This is a genomic window from Streptomyces sp. JW3, from assembly GCF_052216785.1.
Taxonomy (GTDB): domain Bacteria; phylum Actinomycetota; class Actinomycetes; order Streptomycetales; family Streptomycetaceae; genus Streptomyces.
The window spans coordinates 31,921-49,142 of the sequence record NZ_JBQOUX010000036.1 but is presented as its reverse complement, the minus strand read 5'-3'; the positions used below and the strand labels follow the sequence as shown (position 1 = coordinate 49,142).

Sequence of the window (17,222 nt, the reverse complement as noted above, 5' to 3'; positions counted from 1 at the left end):
TCCGGAATTGGCCAACACTTTAGAAGTGGCCTTTCTCACCGCTCGTCAACCCCGTCCTACGGTCGCGTAGGTCACAATCCAAGGTGAATCATGGGTCGACGTGGCAGACGATTCGAGAAGTGAGAAGAGTGCCGGCAAGGCAGTGATCGGGTCGTACGTGGCGGTGGGGGACAGCTTCACCGAGGGGGTCGGCGACCCCGGCCCCGACGGGGCGTTCGTCGGCTGGGCCGACCGCTTCGCCGTCCTGCTCGCGGACCGGCGGCCCGAGGGCGACTTCACGTACACCAACCTCGCCGTACGCGGGAAGCTGCTCGACCAGATCGTGGCGGACCAGGTGCCCAGGGCGGCCCGGCTCGCACCGGACCTGGTCTCCTTCTGCGCGGGCGGCAACGACATCATCCGGCCCGGCACCGACCCGGACGAGCTGGCCGAGCGGTTCGAGCGGGCGGTCGCCGCGCTCACCGCCACGGCCGGCACCGTCATGGTGACCACCGGCTTCGACACCCGCCGGGTGCCCGTCCTCAAACACCTGCGGGGCAAGATCGCCACGTACAACGGGCATGTGCGGGCCGTCGCCGACCGCTACGGCTGCCCGGTGCTCGACCTGTGGTCGCTGCGCAGCATCCAGGACCGCCGCGCCTGGGACACCGACCGGCTGCACCTCTCGCCCGAGGGGCACACCCGGGTGGCGCTCCGGGCCGGCCAGGTGCTCGGCCTGCCGGTGCCGGCCGACCCGGAACAGCCCTGGCCGCCGCTGCCGCCGCGCGGCACCCTCGAGATCCGCCGGGACGACGTGCAGTGGGCGCGGGAGTACCTGGTGCCGTGGTTCGGGCGCCGGCTGCGCGGTGAGTCCTCCGGCGACCACGTGACAGCCAAGGGCACGCTGTCGGCGGACGACATCAGGATGCGGATCTCGGCGGTGGCGTGAGACGGCGGGGCGGGGGACCGCCGAGCGGGACGGCTGAGTTCCCGGAAACCGGTGATACGCGGTGGGCGTAAGTGACCTGCGGCGAAGGCCGCTGTCACACCGGACGACCATAATGAAGGTCTGTCCTACTCCACTTGGAGGTACCGTGGCCGGTTTCCGTTCCCCCAGCTCCGGGCTCCGCGCGCTGCGGCCCGAGGCCTTCGGCGCGGACCCGAGCGGTGAGCGCATGGCGCGCATCCGCAGATCACCGCACTTCGCGAACGGCGTCTTCCAGAACCCGGGAGGCACCGCCCGCACCCGGCCCTCCGGATCGACGTCGCAGCTCGCCAAGAGCTACCTCGACCGCCAGGCTCGGGCCCGCCGGGCCCCGGCCGGCACCATCCCGGTGCACCCCACCACCGTCGCCGACCTGTCCCGTCCCCCGGCCACCGGTCTCCGGCTGACCTGGGCCGGGCACTCCAGCGTCCTGGCCGAGATAGACGGGCAGCGCGTGCTCTTCGACCCGGTCTGGGGCGAGCGCTGCTCCCCGTTCCCGTTCGCCGGACCCAAGCGGCTGCACCCGGTCCCGCTGCCGCTGGCCGCCCTCGGCCCGGTGGACGTCGTGGTCATCTCGCACGACCACTACGACCACCTCGACCTGCCCACCATCAAGGCACTGGCCGGCACGGACACCCTGTTCGCCGTGCCCCTCGGCGTCGGTGCCCACCTGGAACACTGGGGCGTGCCCGCGGACCGGCTGCGCGAACTCGACTGGCACGAGTCGACCAAGATCGGCGGCCTCACCCTGACCGCCACCCCGGCCCGCCACTTCTGCGGCCGGGCCCTGCGCAACACCCAGCACACCCTCTGGGCCTCCTGGGTGGTCGCCGGACCGGAACACCGCGTCTACCACAGCGGCGACACCGGCTACTTCGACGGCTTCAAGGACATCGGCGCGGCACACGGCCCGTTCGACGCGACGATGATCCAGGTCGGCGCGTACTCCGAGTTCTGGCCGGACATCCACATGACCCCGGAAGAGGGCGTCCGGACCCACCTCGACCTCCAGGGCGGCCGGCCCGGCGGTGTGCTGCTGCCGATCCACTGGGGCACGTTCAATCTGGCGCCGCACGCGTGGGCGGAGCCGGGAGAGTGGATGAAGGACGCCGGCGAGCAGGCCGGCCAGCCGGTGGTGTTCCCCCGCCCGGGCGAGCCGTTCGAGCCGACGGGGGAGCTGCCGGTGGAGGCGTGGTGGCGGTCGCTGTCCGGGCCGATCGCGCGTCCGTGGCGTCGTGCGGGAATCGCTGAGGGCGCGGCCGGCACGAGCAAGGGGGATCTCGACCTCGCGGGGGAGCGGTGACGTCGGCCGGGCTCGAACGGTGGGTCCGGCGCGGGCGATGGACGAACCCGGGGATCAGCCGGTACCGCCGAGAGGTCCCTCGCCGGACTCCACCAGTTCCTTGAGGCGGGCCAGGTCGGCGGCGACCATGTCGGCGTCGCGCTCGAAGTCGGCATCGCTGGTCTCCGGCCCTCGACGGAGGGTGAACACCACTTCGCTCCCCGCGCCGTTGGCGATCACGCGGACCGGGTTGTAGACGGTCTCTCCGGAGGGCAGCGTGACGTCGTGGTCGAGCACGCCCAGCTCGTTGGGCGGGGTGAAGGTGATCACGACCCGTCCCATGGGGGAGTACTCCGCGACCCAGTGGTCGTCGCTCTTCTCGATGGACCGTCCCAGGCCGTGGGCCCACGCGGGCAGGTTGGCCGGGTCTGACGCATAGGCGTAGACGTCGTTGACGGTGCGGTCGATGCGGATGCTGAGATGACGTGATCCCTCGCCGATGTCGTTCATGGCGGTGACGGTAGCGAACCGGTGTCACCGACTTCTTGAACGAATCGGACGTGGCGCCCTGCCGGGGCCTCTGGACGCCCGGCCCCGGCCGACGTCCGGCCGGGGTGGCTCGGTCATGCTCCGGCAGGCTTCACCAGCGCTCCGGTGACTCCCGCGTGCCCGCCCTCACGCCCGAGCCGACGTCACCTCCGTGACCAGTGCCACGAGGGCGTCGGCGGCCGGGGCCGAGGAGGCGGGGTTCTGGCCGGTGATGAGCAGGCCGTCGCGCACGACGTACGGCGCCCAGTCGTCGGTCTTGGAGTAGGTGCCGCCGAGGCGCTTGAGCTCGTCCTCTACGAGGAAGGGGACGATGTCGGTGAGGCCGACGCCGGCTTCCTCGGAGTCGGCGAATCCGGTGACCTTCTTGCCCCGGACCAGGGGGGTGCCGTCCGCGTCGACGGTGTGGCGCAGGACGCCGGGGGCGTGGCAGACCAGGGCGAGCGGCTTGCCGGCCCGCAGGGTGGTCTCGATCAGGCGGGCCGAGCGCCTGTTCTCGGCGAGGTCCCACAGCGGGCCGTGTCCGCCGGGGTAGAAGACCGTGTCGAAGTCGTCGGCCGAGACCGCGTCCAGGCGCACGGTGCGGGAGAGCGCCGCGGTCGCCTCGGCGTCGGACTCGAACCGGCGGGTCTGCTCCGTCTGGAAGCCCGGCTCGTTGCTCTTGGGGTCCAGCGGCGGCCGGCCGCCCTTCGGCGAGGCGAGGGTGATCTCCCAGCCGGCCTCCTTGAAGCGGTAGTACGGCGCCGCCAGCTCCTCCAGCCAGAAGCCGGTCTTGCGGCCGGTGTCGCCGAGCTCGTCGTGCGAGGTCAGAACGATGAGGACCTTCATGTCTGCTTCTCCTTGAAATAGACCGGTCGTCTAGTGGGCGGCGCAAGGAATGCCCGCGCCTTCCGACCGGCGAGGAATTGCCGGGCTCAGATGTGCAGGAGGTGCCTGGTGACCGTCATGGCGGTGTCGAGGGGGGCGAGGTCGCGGTGGATCTTGGCCATGACGCTGGCACCGAGCCACATGTCGTACAGGGCCTGTGCGGTACGGCCGGGGTCGCCGTCGACCGTGATCGATCCGTCCGCTAGACCGCCGGCGACCGTGCGCTCGATGCGGTCGACGATCGCCCCGGTGCCCTCCTTCAGGACCAGTCGCATCGGCTCCGACAGGTCGGCGACCTCGGCGCCGAGCTTCACGGCCAGACACTTGCCCTGGCACTCGTCCAGACTCTGCGTCTGCCGCCACTGCTCCCAGTAGGCCATCAGCCGCTCGGCGGCCGACGCGCCGGGCCGGGCGAGAACGCGGTCCATGTCGGAGGCGTACTCGTCGAAGTAACTCCTCAGCAGTGCTTCACCGAAGGCGTCCTTGGAGGCGAAGTAGTGGTAGAAGGAGCCCTTCGGCACGCCGGCCTCGGCGAGCACCTCGTTGATGCCGACCGCGGAGTAGCCCTTGTGGGCCATGATCCGCTGGGCGACGTCGAGGATGCTTCGGCGAAGGTCGGTGCTGCGTGGGGTACTGGGCATGACGTGAACGTAGCAGATGATTAGACCGGTCGTCTAGTACTCCGTCCGCGTCGAGAGCCGGCTGCGGCTCGCCGCTGTCAGCGGACCAACTCTGGTCGGTCCCGACTGGCCTGCTCCGCAGCGCTGTTGACGGGCCGTCACCGCTCGCCCCGGGGTGCGCGACCGTCGGGCGACGGCGTTCGGCGGGCGGTGTCAAGTGATCTACAGTGGCGCTCTGTCCAGCACACGGGGTGCGTCACCGGCACCTGTACCGGCTCCGGGCCGTGCTCGTACGAAAGGCAAGCTGTGCGTCCGCTTGAGGAAACCGATCCGGTGCGTATGGGCCGGTATCGCCTGGTAGGCAGACTCGGTCAAGGCGGAATGGGCAGGGTGTACCTCGCCCGCTCGCCGGGCGGACGCCCCGCGGCGGTGAAGGTGATCAACGATCACTTGCAGTACGACGAGCAGATCATGGTGAGGTTCCGGCGCGAGGTGGAGACATTGGGGACGATCCGCAGCGCCTACACCGCCACCCTGATCGACTCCGAGCTCGCCACGCCCCCGTACTGGCTGGCCACCGAGTACGTGCCGGGGCCGACCCTGCACGCGGCCGTGACGACGGACGGGCCCTTCGCGGCGGAGCTGTGCCGGGCCCTGCTGGCCGCCCTGGCCGAAGGGCTGGACGACATCCACGTCCACGGCGTGTGGCACCGTGACATCAAGCCGCACAACATCATCCTCTCCAGCACGGGTCCGCAGCTGATCGACTTCGGTATCGCCCGCAGCGCGCACACCGCCGGCCTGACCCAGGCGGGCAGTTGGGTCGGCAGCCCCGGCTACACGGCGCCGGAAACCATCACCCGGGGCGAGACCGGACCCGCCGCCGACGTCTTCGCCCTCGGTGCCACCCTCGCGTTCGTCGCCACCGGCCGGCCGCCCTACGGCGACGGCGACATCGCCACCGTCTCCTACCGGTCGGTCCACGAGGACGTCGATCTGCGCGGTGTGGCACCGGACCTCGCGGCACTCGTCGCGGCCTGTACGCACCGCGATCCGGACCGGCGCCCCGGGCCGCGGGAGATCATCGAGATGTGCGCGGCCCGGACCGACCTGGTCCTGCACCCCACCTATCAACGGGCGCTCACCTCCGGTATGGCGACGGCTCCGGCACTCGCCGCCCCGGTGACCGCCGACCGCCCCACGCACCCCGCGACCCTGGTGGCCGCCACCCGGGTCGGCCCGCCGCCGGCCCTCGACGCGGCCGCCACGCAGCCGCGGGCGCCGATCCCCGCGGCCGTGCCGCCGCCCGCCGGGGCGGCCGGGACAGGGATGCGAAGACGGCCGCTGGTGCTGGCGGGCGGCGCCGTGGCGGCGGTGGCCGTCGTCGCCGCGGTGCTGTTGAGCCTGCGGGGAGCCGGAACGGCGGATCACCCGTCCGCGAAAGCGAAGGCGAAGGCATCGACCGCCGCCGGCCGGGCCGTCGGCGACTCGAAGGGCTCGGCCGTGTCGCCGTCCCCGACCCGAGCCGCGGCGACGGAGCCGGCCGCGGACGGTACGGACCTGCCGGACACCCTCGTCGTGGAAGCGGGGCGCCGGCTGACCGCGGGAGAGTACCTCCAGACCGGCCGCGCCAAGCTGATCATGCAGCCGGACGGCAACCTGGTCGTCTACGACGAGCAGGGCGCGGCCCGCTGGGCCAGCAGGACGACGGGGGACGGCATCTGGGCCGTCTTCCAGGACGACGGCAACCTGGTGCTCTACGGCGGCGACGCCAAGCCGGTGTGGGCGAGCCGGACCCCGGGGCACCAGGGGGCCGTGCTCGAACTGGAGCAGGACGGGAACGTGGTCATCAGGCAGGGCGACGACACCGTGTGGCAGACCGGCACCGGCCACTGACGACACCCCGGCGGAGGACTTCCGCGTACCCGTCCGTCACCGGCCCCCGGGCCCGCTGTTCCGGGCGCCCGGTGTGTGAGAGCCAGGTGAGCGGACAGACGCAGGGCATGAGCACTTTTCCGGAGAGGAGCGCGGCACCCCGAAGCCCGGCGACGCCCGGTCTGTCGGCCGGGGCGGCGCCGATGCGGCCCAGCCGGGACGGCGAGGGCAGCCTGGCGCACGTGGTGGAGACCCTGCTCGACAAGGGACTCGTCCTCAACGCCGACATCATGGTCTCGGTGGCCGGGGTCGAGCTGCTGGGCATCCGGCTGCGGGCCGCGCTCGCCTCCTTCGAGACGGCCGCGCGCTACGGACTGGAGTTCCCGTCGGGCACGGACACGGAGACCGCCGCGTGGCGGGAGGCCCGCGCGGAGAAGGAGACCTGCCCGGAGTGCGGCAAGCGCGCCCCCGTCGAGCAACTGCTCAACCAGTGGTGTCCCTGGTGCGGTTGGCGCAGCGCACAGGCGCGGCACGGGCAGCGGGGAGCGCAGGAGAGTCCCCGGGCCGTAGCCGGTGCCGAGGAGGACCGCGCGGTCGGCTCCGGGCGGTGTGGCGGTGAGGCGTCGGACGGGGGCCCGGACGCGGACGACCGCCGCGTCGCCGAGCCCGGGGCGACGCGGGGCGGTTCCGAGTGACGGCCGGACAGCCGCCGTTGCGGCCCACCCGGGACCCGCGGGTGACCTTGGACGACCTGGTGGAGGTACTGCTCAACAAGGGCGCGGTCCTGCACCTCGACCTCATCGTCGCGGTGGCCGACATCCCGTTGATCGGCGTCAGCATCCGGGCCGCGATAGCGGGCATGGAGACGATGCTGGAGTACGGCATGATGCGCGACTGGGACGAGGCCACCCGGGCCTGGGCCGAGCGGTCCGCCGTGCGCCGGGCGCTGGAACTGCGGGACGGCGAGACCTTCGTCTCCCGCATGAGCGGCGGCCACTTGGAGACGGAAGGCATCTGTACCGGGTGGCGGCCCGGCACCGTCTGCCTCACCGACCAGCGCCTGGTCGTACTGCGGGAGGAGCCGCAGGAGATCCTCTGGCAGACCGGACTCGACGCCGTCGCGGCCGTACGGCTGGAGCCCGAACGCACCGTCGGGGGCGAGGAACGGCTGCGGCTGCGGGTGGCCCTGGCCGACGGTCGGCAGGCGCTGCTGTCGGCCCGGGAGCCGGGGAAACTGCGGGACCTGCTCGCCGACGCGTGCGGCGGGCGCCTGCTCCGGCCCTTCCCGTTCGACTCCGCCGACGAGGAGGAAACGCTCGCCGAGGGGCATCTGTGGTACCAGGAACCCCGGCGCGGCGAGGCGTTGTGGCGCGGCGGCCAGGGACGGCTGACCGCCGGCCGGCTGACCTGGAAGTCACCGGTGGACTCCCGGCCCGCCCTGGCGCTGCCGACGACCGGCATCGGCGAGATACGGCAGGCGGCCGAGCGGGGACCGGCCGGGGACGGCCGGGTGCTGGTGCTGCGGACCGCCGCGCACGGCGAGGTGCGGCTGGCCGCCGACGACCCCTTGGCCTGGGCCCGGAAGCTGACCGAGGCCGCCGCGGCGGCCGGACGACCCGTCGAACACAGTGACTTCAGAGGTGAGCACCATGTCCTTGACCGTTGACGAGAAGAGCCTGAAACACGGGGTGCTGTCCCTCGTGGTCACCCTGGTGGAGGTCATCCAGGAGGCGCTGGAGCGGCAGGCCATGCGCCGCATGAACGGCCAGGACCTCACCATGGAGGAGATGGAACGCCTGGCGGACGCCCTGCTGGAACTGGACGAGGCACTGGAACAGATCAAGGACGACCACGGCATCACCTCCTCCGTCGCCGATCTGCACCGGGGGCTGGACGAGGTGGTCGACGACGTCGTGGACAAGCTGATCAACCCCCGGCGCTGGGCGGAGGAGACCCGCGGATGACCGACGGCAGTGCCCTGTACGTGTACGCCCTCGTCCGCCACCGGGAGGCGGCGGCCGACGGGGTGACCGGTCTCGACGGCCGGCCCCTGCGCCTGCTGCGGGCACCCGGCACCGAGGTCGCCGCCCTGGTGCACGAGGCGTCACCGGTTCCCTTCCAGGGCGGTGACGAGCAGGTCCGCCGCTGGGTCGGGGAACAGAACGCCGCGGTGACCACCGTGTGGGAACGGACCGGCAGCGTCCTGCCCATGACCTTCAACGTCCTGGTCGCCGACGAGCCGCCCTCGGACCGGCTGCCCGGTGGACGGTCCGCCGAACAGCGCCTGACGAGCTGGATCACCGAGCGGGCACAGGAGATCACCGAGCGGCTGGCGGAGTTGGCCGGCCGCTGCGAACTCCGGGTCGAGATCACCGTCGACCGGACGGCCGTCGGAGCACCGGAGCAGGCGGCGCGGGCGGGCGAGGAGCAGCCCGAGAGCCGGTCCGCCGGTATGCGCCGGCTCCTCGCCAAACAGCGGGAACAGCAGGCCAAGAACGTCGCGGGGCAGCTCGCCGACACCCTGCACGCCCAGACGCGACACGCCCTGCTGGCCGTCGCCGAAGACCTCCGCGACCGCGGCCACGCCCGTACCGGGCCGGACGAGACCGGGGTCCTGTCCGCCGCCCTGCTGGTGCGCGACGAGGACATCGACACGGTCGGCCGCCTGCTGAGCGACCTGCGCACCCGGGAACCCGCCACCCGCGTCCGCTTCCTGGGACCCTGGCCTCCGTACTCCTTCACCGACGACGCCGCGTCCCCGGCGACGGCGTGACCTCCCCGGTGGACCCGTGCCCCGCGCCCGCGTCACGCCCGATGCCCGATGCCCGATGAGGGTGCGCGATCAGACGGGTGCGTTCGATTGTGCAACGACAGGCAGGCCGGTTCGCCGGAGCTCTGGGGAGAGCATCCCGCGCTGTGGCCAAAGTTGTTGTACAATACCGGCCGCACCGGCATCGCCAGGCGGGCCGGGAATCTGTCGGAGACAACGCAACGCGTGTGCTGATCCGGGCCACGTTGGAGGACCACACCATGGCGTCAGCTACGGGGACGGGACCGGGCAACGGGGGCGGTGCGGACGCGAGCGCCAACCGGACGGTACAGGCGTACAACGACCTCCGTGCGCTGCTCCTGTCCGGTCACTATCCACCGGACGCACGGCTGACCGAGTCGGAGCTCACCAGCCGGCTGGGAGTCTCCCGGGGCACGCTGCGGTCCGTGCTCGCGCGGCTCGCCCAGGAGGGGTACGTCACCGCCGAGGCCCACCGCAGCGCCCGTACCCGCTCCTTCTCGGTCAGCGAGGCGCTCGAGATCCTGGAGACCCGCGAGGTGCTCGAGTCGGCGCTGGCGGCGAGCGCGGCCACCCGGGCCACCGCCGCCGACATCGCCGCGATGACCGAGACCTGCGAGCGGATGTGGGAGTGCCAGGTGCCGGGCGGCCGCGACGAGTACTGGCGGCTCAACCGCCGCTTCCACGAACAGATCCGGGAGGCGGCCCGGCACGCCACGCTCGCCAGGTTCGTCGACAGCCTGCTCTACCCCCTGGTCATGCAGCAGTACCGGGACGCGGACCGGGCACATCCGCGGACCGACTCGGTCCGGGAGCACGAGGCCATTCTCGCCACGATCGCCACCGGCAACCCGGAGGCCGCCGCGGCGGCGATGAAGCACCATCTGTCGGCGGCCCGGCGGGCTCTCCAGCTGCAACTGGCCGAGCCCGCCGACCCGTCGCGGCCGGCCGGCCGGTAGGGCACGGGTCCGGCGGTCAGGACCACAGGGCGATGGTCCACTCGGGGTCCAGGACCACGGTCACCTCGTCGCCCGGACGGGCGCCGAGGTGGGCGGAGGCGTGCGCGCGCAGTTCCACGTCGCCCACCGCCACGACCACCTCCTGACGGTCCCCGAGGTACTCGCTGGACACGATGCGCGCGGTGAACCGGTTGGCGGTCTCGGTCATTGGTGCCCCCGCGGTGACGCGGATGTTCTCCGGCCGGACGCACACGGACAGTTCCTGGCCGGCGGTGGGCAGCACCGGGGGAGCGGTGAAGCGCTCGCAGCGCACCACGCCGACGGCGGTCTTGGCGTCGACCACGCGGTCACCGGAACCCACCGCCGTCTGCGTCACCCCGGGGATCAGGTTGGCGCTGCCGACGAAGTCGGCCACGAACCGGGAGGCCGGCGAGTCGTAGATCTCGTTCGGCGTGCCGATCTGCTCGATCCGGCCCCGGTTCATGACGACGATCGTGTCGGACATGGCCAGTGCCTCGCCCTGGTCGTGTGTCACGTAGATCGTGGTGACGCCGAACTTCTGCTGGAACGAACGGAGTTCGGCGCGCAGCTGGGCGCGCAGCTTGGCGTCCAGGTTGGACAGCGGCTCGTCCAGCAGCAGCACCTCCGGCTCGCACAGCAGGGCCCGGGCCAGCGCCAGCCGCTGCTGCTGGCCGCCACTGAGCTGGGTCGCCCACCGGTCGGCGTACTCGGTCAGACCCACCTGTTCCAGCATGGCCAGGACCCGCCCCCGGGTCTCGTCCCGGGAGTAGGTGGTGCGGCCGTGCCGCAGCGGGAACGCGGCGTTGTCGAAGACCTTCATGTGCGGCCAGATGCCGTAGGACTGCGGCACCATCGCGATCGGCCGGGCCTCGGGGGAGACGTCGCGGCGGGTCGCGGCGGAGAAGACCGGCCGGCCGTTCATCGAGATCTCGCCGCGATCGGCCGTCTCCAGCCCGGCGAGACAGCGCAACGTGGTCGTCTTGCCGCACCCGCTGGGCCCCAGCAGGGTGAGGAACTCGCCGTGTGGCACGGTGAAGTTGACATCCTCGATGCCGCGGCTGCCCTCGCCGCCGCGCTGCGGGGTGTATCGCTTCTCCAGGCCGGAGATCTCGACGGAGTAGTCGGAGGAAACCAGGTTCTGCACGGTCACGACACCTCAGATGTGTTGTTGGAAGCCACGCCGGTTGACCCACCAGACGGAGACGGAGGAGAGGGCGAGCAGCAGGACGGCGAGGGCGCTGGCCTCGGGATAGTTCGCGCTCTCGCCGATCATGTCCCACAGCAGGACCACGACGGTGCGGTTGTCCGAGCTGGACAGCAGCAGTGCGATGGGCAGTTCGCCCAGCGCGTTGGCGAACACCCACAGCCAGGTCCGTGACACGGCCGGCGCGATGAGCGGAAGCACCACCCGGCGCAGCACCGTGACGTTCGACGCGCCCGAGACCCGGCCCACTTCCTCGAGACCGGGGTCGAGTTGCAGCAGGGACGTCTGGATCATGCGGGAACCGCGCGGTATGTAGCGGGTGGTGAGCGCGATGACGATGATCCACACAGTGCCGTACACCGGGATGGGCAGGAACAGGTACAGGAACAGCACCGCGACGCCCAGGACCACGCTGGGGATGGCGAAGACCAGGAAGGACAGGTCGAACAGGGCCTGGCCGGCGCGGCCGCCGCGGGCCGAGGCCAGCGCCAGCCAGGTGCCGAAGACGGCCGTCAGGGTCGCGGTGAGCAGGCTGATGACCAGGGTGTTGAGGACCGCGTGGGTCAGGTTCGGGTCGGTGAAGATCGAGCCGTAGTTGGCGAAGCTCAGCCCGTCCAGGTTGTCGACACTGATCGGCTGGAGGAACGGGGTCAGGCTGGTCCAGATCAGGGTCAGGATCGGCACGACGATCGCCACACACACGTAGAGCGTCACCAGGACGGCGACCGGGACGCGCCACCGTCCCAGCCGCACCGGCGCGGCCCGGTACCCCTTGCCCGACACCACCCGGAAGCGGTGTGCCTCGCGGGTCTGGCGCCGGTAGACGGCGATCATCACCAGGGACAGCAGGACCAGGAGGATGCCGTAGGCGCTGGCCTGGCCGTAGTCGGGCAGACCCGAGGGGGGTTGCAGCGCGGCCTGGACGTAGCTGCTGAACACGTAGATCTGGTTCGGCATCCCGAGCATGGCCGGGATGGCGAACTCCTCCAGCGCGATGACCACCAGCAGCATGCTCGCCGCGGTGATGGACGGCAGGGTGAGCGGCAGCACCACCTTGCGGGTCCGGGTCCACCAGCCGGCTCCCGAGGTGGCCGCGGCCTCCTCGAACTCCAGGTTGAGCCGGGCGAAGGTCGGCGCCAGCATGATGTACATGCCCGGTACGCCGAAGACGCCGGCCACCAGGATCATGCCGGGCAGCGAGTAGATGTCGACGGTGAATCCGAGGGTCCGCTCGATGGCGATCGCGAGCGGGCCGTTGGCGGGGTTGGCCGCCAGCACCCAGGCGACCGCCATCACCGTGGCCGGCACGGCCATCGGGGCCAGGGTGCTCGGCGCGAGCAGGCGGCGGCCGGGGATGTCGGTGCGTTCGAAGAGGTAGGCGAGGGTGACGCTGATGACCGAGGCCAGCACCACGGTGCCGGCCACGAAGACCACCGAGTTGAGGGTGACTTCGAGCAGCCGCTCGGAGCTGAAGACCTGGGTGAAGTTGGAGAGCGAGAAACCGGCGACCTGGAAGGGCAGTTTGAACTCGCTGTCCTTGAGACTGCTGTAGACCAGCATGCCCAGGGGGAAGAGCACGAGATAGGCGAGGACGGCGCCGATGGCGATGTTGACGCCGCCCAGGACACGGTCCCGGCGCCGGGGGCGTAGGTCGGCCACGTCGGCCTGGACGCGGTCCTGACGTTCGGGGTCAGGGCGTACAGCGACGGAGGGCTGGGTGCCAGACTGCATCGTCGAAGTCTCCAAGAAGGGGCGGACGGGCCCGCTGCCCGCGGCGGCCGCCGGCCGCGGGCAGCGGTGCGTCGGGGCGGTCCGTCAGTTGACGTCGGTGCCCAAGGCGTCTTCGACCTTGGGGAAGAAGGCGGAGAACTGCTCGTACTGCTTGATGTCGGTCTCGCTGAACCACTTGACGCCGGCCTCGCACAGCGCACCGATCACCTTGTTGGTGGCGGCCTGCGTGCAGTCCGTGTCGGTGGGGATGACCGAGTTGTAGGTGTCGACCAGGGCGGCCTGCCCCTGCGCGGAGGCGAGGAAGGCGGTCAGCAGGCGGCCCGCCGCCGGATGGGGGGAGCCCTTGGGCACGAACAGATAGGACTTGTTGGCGTTGGTGGGACCGACCGGCGCCACACTGATCGGCGCGCCCTTGGCCTGGTCCTCCAGCACGAGGTTGATCAGGTCGGTGCCCACCGGTGTCTGGCCGGAGACGATGTTGGTGTGCGCCTGTGTGGTGTTCTCGGTGTAGTGCGGGTTCAGCTTCGCCAGCCGGGAGGCGTAGTCGAGAGCGGCGTCGGAGCCCAGGGAGGGGTCCTGGTCCCACACGGTCATGAAGGAGCCGCGTGACTCGACGGTGAGCTTGCCGCCGTTCCATCGGGAGGCGAGCAGGTCGTCCCAGCTCGCGGGCGCGTTCTTCGCGGCGACGGCGTCGGTGTTGTACGCCCACACCTTCGGGACGGCCCACACGTAGACGAAGTCGTCGGCGAAGACCTGGTCGGCGGGCACCTGGTAGTCGGCCCAGTCCACCTTCGCCGCCATGTCCAGCGACGGCAGCACGGTGAGCCCGCCGGCGTTGGAGACGTCGAAGCTCACCCGCTCCGCGGCCTGTTCGACATTGAGCTGGGTGACGAGGTCGGGGGCCTTCTTGTTCGTGTACTTGACGTCGATCCCCGGGTACTTCTTCTTGAACGCGTCGATGGCCGGCCGCATCTGCGCCTCCGGCTTCGGCGCGAACCAGATGACCTGTCCCTCGGCCTTGGCCTCCTGGTACAGGGTGTCGAGGTCCTTGGCCTTCGGGTCGGGCGGCGGGCCACTGCCGCACGCGGTCGCCAGCAGGGCGACCACCAGGCCGAGGGCGGTCAGGGCGGCGCCGCGGCGCCGGCGGTCGGCGGGGGGCCGGGCTCGGTTCATGGCCGCCGCCTAGCGCCGAAAGGCGGCGGAGTCGTCACCGGCGAGGCCGTACAGCCGGGCCGCGGTGCCGCCCGCGACCAGCGCCAGGTCCGCGGCGTCGAGGGCCGGCAGCTGCTCCTTGACGAGGTCGGCCAGCTCGGCCAGCTTCCCGGCGGAGGCCGGGTAGTTGGAGCCCCACATCACGTGTGCCGCGCCGAACTCCTCGATCAGCGTCGCGACCAGCGGTGCCGCGGAGCCGGCCTCGCGCTGGGCCCGCAGGACGGCCGGCGGGGTGAGCTTGACGAAGACCCGGCCGGTCGCGTGCAGCGGGGGCAGGCCCGGGGCGTCGGGGTACGGCGGAGCGCCGGCGTCGAGGCGCGGCCGGCCCGCGTGGTCGAGGATCACGGTGAGTCCGGGGTACTGCTGAAGCAGGCCGGCGAGTATGGGCGCGTGCTGGGCGTGCATCTGGACGCACACCGGCACCCGGCGTTCGGACAGGAACTGCCAGACCGGCGCCATGCGCTCGTCGTCGAGGCCGCGGCCGGGGGTGGGGACCGCGGTCGTCCCGTCGGCGGCGCGGATACGGACCCCCGTGAAGCCCCGCTCGTCGATCCAGTGCCGCAGGTCGTCGACGGCACCGGGGGAGAGGAAGTCGACCGAACAGACGCCGCTGACGCGGTCGGCGTGCCGGGTGAGCTGGTCGGCCACGTAGCTGTTGTCGAAGCCGTAGACGGTGGACGCCTGGACGATAACGAGGTGGTCGACGGCGGCGGCGTCGGCCTGGCGCAGCAGGCCGTCGATGTCGACGGGCCGTTCCCTGGACCAGTCGGAGCGGTGACCGCCGAGCGGGGCCGCGGGGTAGGCGGCGGTGTCGGGCGAGATGATGTGGGTGTGGGTGTCGACGTGGAACATGAATACCTCGGTACGGGTGGAGGGCGCGCGGCGGGGCGGATGTGATCAGGTGTGCTCGCGGAGCTGCCGGGTGCGGGCGGCGAGGCGGTCGGCGACGGGAGCGGGGCAGCGGCTGCCGTGGCGCCGCGGGGCGGGGGCGACGCCGGGCGGGTGGCTCATCCCGAGCCGCGGGACGGGTACGCGGCGGGGGCCGGACCCGGTCCTCGGCCGCCTCGCGTACCGCGGTCCGGGCGCCGCACCGCAGCGGTGAACGCGCACATGGTGCTGGACATGAAACAACTCCTCTGTTGCTTCCGGACCCGGAACCCGCACTGCCGCCGATACGCCGACGGCGCGACTCGACCCGCAGGCCGACGTGAAGTGTCTTACATTTTCGGCCACCGTACGCGCGCGAAACGGCTCTATCAAGACTTGGGTGTCAGGATCGTCAAACAATCCTGACGCGCTCGGTACTGGTGGTCAGGAGGCGACGTATTTCGTGTAGTCGGCGAACAGGTCCTCGGGTGTCACCGCGGACCGGATGAGCCGCTGTTCACGGGCGTACTGGATCGCCAGGCGCACCCCCGCGAGGAGTGTGTCGTTGAGGCCGTGCGTGACGGCACGCTCCCGGACCGAGCGGGGGGTGTCCGTGCGGGTGTCGTCGATGCTCGCGGTGAAGGCGGCGTAGATGTCGCGGACCGCCTCCGGGTCGCTGCGCAGCAGCTCCGTGCGGACGGTGAGCATGTGGTTGATCGGCACGGTCCGGTGCCGGGCGGACCACGCCTGTTCGGCCGTCTCCCAGTCCTGGATGACCGGGACGAGTCCGCTCCCGCCGATCACGGCGGCGATGTCGCCGTCCCACAGCAGGTCCTTGAGGGCGCCGTCGGTCCGCTCCACGTTCGAAGGCTCGGCGTACTCCGCCACGTGCGGGCCCTCGGTGGTGACCCAGGTGATCCGGTCGGCGTCCACGCCGTAGTCCTCCTTCAGGACACCGCGCACCCACAGCCCCGTCGTCTGGCTGTACGCCCGCACGCCGACGCGCCGGCCCACCAGCTCGGCGGGGTGGCGGATCGGCCCGTCCGGCAACTGTGCCAGCGTGTTGTGGTGCAGCCGGCCGCTCATGACGATCGGCAGCAGACTGACGCCCTTGTCCTGTTCCCAGGCCTGGAGATACGTGGCGATCGCCAACTCGGCCACGTCGTACCGCAGTTCGCGGACCATGGGGGCGAACGCCCGGTGGATGGGCTCGATCTCGGGGAATTCGAGGGTGCGGTTCCTGACCTCGCGCTGCCCCGTCTTCAACGGGGTGGTGTGCGCGTAGTCCCGGACCGCCACGGTGTACGTGCTCAAAGGGTCCTCACCTTCCGATGGTGCTCAGGCGTACGTCGTCTCGATGACACCTTTGCGAGCGGGAAGCTCTTGTCGCGCCGAAGGGCCGGCGTTCGACGGGCGTGGCCAACTGGCCGGATCTGTCGGGTACATCAGTCCCGGTGAAGCGTCACGGTGACCGTCCGTTGTCAGGCTGAGGTGCTCGGCCAGGGTTGTCAACCCACTGGCATGACATTGATCGCTCTGATTGTTAAACACCTTGCCCGAAGCGCTCCGTCTATTGCGGACACGATGTGCCACTGTTACCGTCCTGGCCGCATTGATTGTTCGACAACTGTCCGAGGTGGGGTGAGCGTGCGAGCGGCCGACGAGCCGCAGTGGGCCGCCTCGGCCGGACAGTCGTGCCGCCGGGGTACCGGCCACGGCTCCTGACGGGACTCAACTTCCCGGTAGCAAAGGAGTCATCAGAAGGAAGCGGACTCAGGCATCACTGGAAGGCGGACGGCTCATGGGCGCATGTGTCACGAAGGTGGTCGGGGTACTGAGGCGGCGCGTGCGACTGGCGCTCGTGCTCGCGGTGGACCCGGAGACCGCGCTCCTGGAGGCCCCGTTCATCGCTCTCGACGCGCGGATGTGTGACGAACTGCGGCGGGTGGGGTCGTTCCGGTCGGAGAGATGCCCCGGGCGGTTCGCGGGGTGGTGTGCGACGGTGAGATCGAGCTCAACGGCAAGCCGGCCGAGCTGGTCGAGCCGGGGGCAGGGAGGACGGCGATGCCGACGCCGAGGCGCGACAGGGTGGTCGAGCGGCTCGCGGCCGGTGAGCACGTGTGCGCGACGTGCTCGGCCCCGGGCGCCGCTTCGACGGCACCACATACACCCTCGACGCCATCGGCACCCTGACCGGGGCGGACCGCCGGGCCGTCGTCAAGGAAGGCACCCGTGATGTCTTCGGCATGACGGGGGACGCCGCCATGCCGGCTGGACCGACTCGCC

Annotated in this window: 16 protein-coding genes; 8 read left to right on the top strand and 8 right to left on the bottom strand. The window is 71.3% G+C overall.

The window, feature by feature from the left end:
• The first annotated feature begins 142 nt into the window (after positions 1–142).
• Entirely contained in the window at positions 143–928 is a 786-nt protein-coding gene (locus ACTT8P_RS16955; RefSeq protein ID WP_442832492.1) for an SGNH/GDSL hydrolase family protein, read from the top strand.
• 145 nt (positions 929–1,073) lie between these two features.
• Positions 1,074–2,267: an MBL fold metallo-hydrolase gene (locus ACTT8P_RS16950; RefSeq protein ID WP_442832474.1), complete on the top strand. Its 1,194-nt coding sequence runs from the start codon at positions 1,074–1,076 to the stop codon at positions 2,265–2,267.
• 54 nt (positions 2,268–2,321) lie between these two features.
• Here the strand turns inward: ACTT8P_RS16950 and ACTT8P_RS16945 are convergent, their stop codons facing one another.
• The 3 genes from ACTT8P_RS16945 to ACTT8P_RS16935 all read right to left on the bottom strand — a co-directional run bounded on the left by ACTT8P_RS16945 (position 2,322) and on the right by ACTT8P_RS16935 (position 4,300).
• Positions 2,322–2,756, bottom strand: a complete 435-nt coding sequence (locus tag ACTT8P_RS16945; RefSeq protein WP_442832473.1) for an SRPBCC family protein — start codon at positions 2,754–2,756, stop codon at positions 2,322–2,324.
• Between the two features lie 165 nt (positions 2,757–2,921).
• Positions 2,922–3,620 (bottom strand): type 1 glutamine amidotransferase domain-containing protein, encoded by a 699-nt coding sequence (locus ACTT8P_RS16940; RefSeq protein WP_442832472.1) that lies wholly within the window; start codon positions 3,618–3,620, stop codon positions 2,922–2,924.
• Between the two features lie 86 nt (positions 3,621–3,706).
• Entirely contained in the window at positions 3,707–4,300 is a 594-nt protein-coding gene (locus ACTT8P_RS16935) for a TetR/AcrR family transcriptional regulator (protein ID WP_442832471.1), read from the bottom strand.
• Positions 4,301–4,618: 318 nt separating this feature from the next.
• On the opposite strand from ACTT8P_RS16935, the gene ACTT8P_RS16930 reads away from it, so the two are divergent.
• The 6 genes from ACTT8P_RS16930 (at position 4,619) to ACTT8P_RS16905 (ending at position 9,901) form a co-directional block, all read left to right on the top strand.
• Complete coding sequence (locus ACTT8P_RS16930; RefSeq protein ID WP_442832470.1) at positions 4,619–6,175, top strand: protein kinase domain-containing protein; 1,557 nt, start codon at positions 4,619–4,621, stop codon at positions 6,173–6,175.
• A 107-nt stretch (positions 6,176–6,282) separates the two neighbouring features.
• Complete coding sequence (locus ACTT8P_RS16925; RefSeq protein ID WP_442832469.1) at positions 6,283–6,849, top strand: gas vesicle protein; 567 nt, start codon at positions 6,283–6,285, stop codon at positions 6,847–6,849.
• Positions 6,850–6,890: 41 nt separating this feature from the next.
• On the top strand, positions 6,891–7,820 hold the full coding sequence (locus ACTT8P_RS16920) for a gas vesicle protein (RefSeq protein WP_442832468.1): 930 nt from the start codon (positions 6,891–6,893) through the stop codon (positions 7,818–7,820).
• Positions 7,804–8,118, top strand: a complete 315-nt coding sequence (locus ACTT8P_RS16915; protein WP_442832467.1) for a gas vesicle protein K — start codon at positions 7,804–7,806, stop codon at positions 8,116–8,118. The genes ACTT8P_RS16920 and ACTT8P_RS16915 overlap by 17 nt, the downstream gene beginning before the upstream one ends.
• On the top strand, positions 8,115–8,927 hold the full coding sequence (locus tag ACTT8P_RS16910) for a GvpL/GvpF family gas vesicle protein (RefSeq protein ID WP_442832466.1): 813 nt from the start codon (positions 8,115–8,117) through the stop codon (positions 8,925–8,927). Before ACTT8P_RS16915 ends, ACTT8P_RS16910 begins: the two co-directional genes overlap by 4 nt.
• Before the next feature lie 257 nt (positions 8,928–9,184).
• Complete coding sequence (locus ACTT8P_RS16905) at positions 9,185–9,901, top strand: GntR family transcriptional regulator (protein WP_442832465.1); 717 nt, start codon at positions 9,185–9,187, stop codon at positions 9,899–9,901.
• A gap of 16 nt (positions 9,902–9,917) precedes the next feature.
• On the opposite strand, the gene ACTT8P_RS16900 is transcribed toward ACTT8P_RS16905, so the two are convergent.
• The 5 genes from ACTT8P_RS16900 to ACTT8P_RS16880 form a co-directional block, all read right to left on the bottom strand.
• The gene (locus ACTT8P_RS16900; protein ID WP_442832464.1) at positions 9,918–11,066 is read right to left on the bottom strand and encodes an ABC transporter ATP-binding protein; all 1,149 of its coding nucleotides are present in this window, start codon (positions 11,064–11,066) and stop codon (positions 9,918–9,920) included.
• A gap of 12 nt (positions 11,067–11,078) precedes the next feature.
• A complete protein-coding gene (locus ACTT8P_RS16895; RefSeq protein WP_442832463.1) occupies positions 11,079–12,857 on the bottom strand; it encodes an ABC transporter permease in 1,779 nt (592 codons plus the stop codon).
• Between the two features lie 84 nt (positions 12,858–12,941).
• On the bottom strand, positions 12,942–14,030 hold the full coding sequence (locus ACTT8P_RS16890; protein ID WP_442832462.1) for an ABC transporter substrate-binding protein: 1,089 nt from the start codon (positions 14,028–14,030) through the stop codon (positions 12,942–12,944).
• Positions 14,031–14,039: 9 nt separating this feature from the next.
• Positions 14,040–14,921: an amidohydrolase family protein gene (locus tag ACTT8P_RS16885; RefSeq protein WP_442832461.1), complete on the bottom strand. Its 882-nt coding sequence runs from the start codon at positions 14,919–14,921 to the stop codon at positions 14,040–14,042.
• Positions 14,922–15,380: 459 nt separating this feature from the next.
• The gene (locus ACTT8P_RS16880; protein WP_442832460.1) at positions 15,381–16,250 is read right to left on the bottom strand and encodes a hypothetical protein; all 870 of its coding nucleotides are present in this window, start codon (positions 16,248–16,250) and stop codon (positions 15,381–15,383) included.
• Between the last annotated feature and the right edge of the window lie 972 nt (positions 16,251–17,222).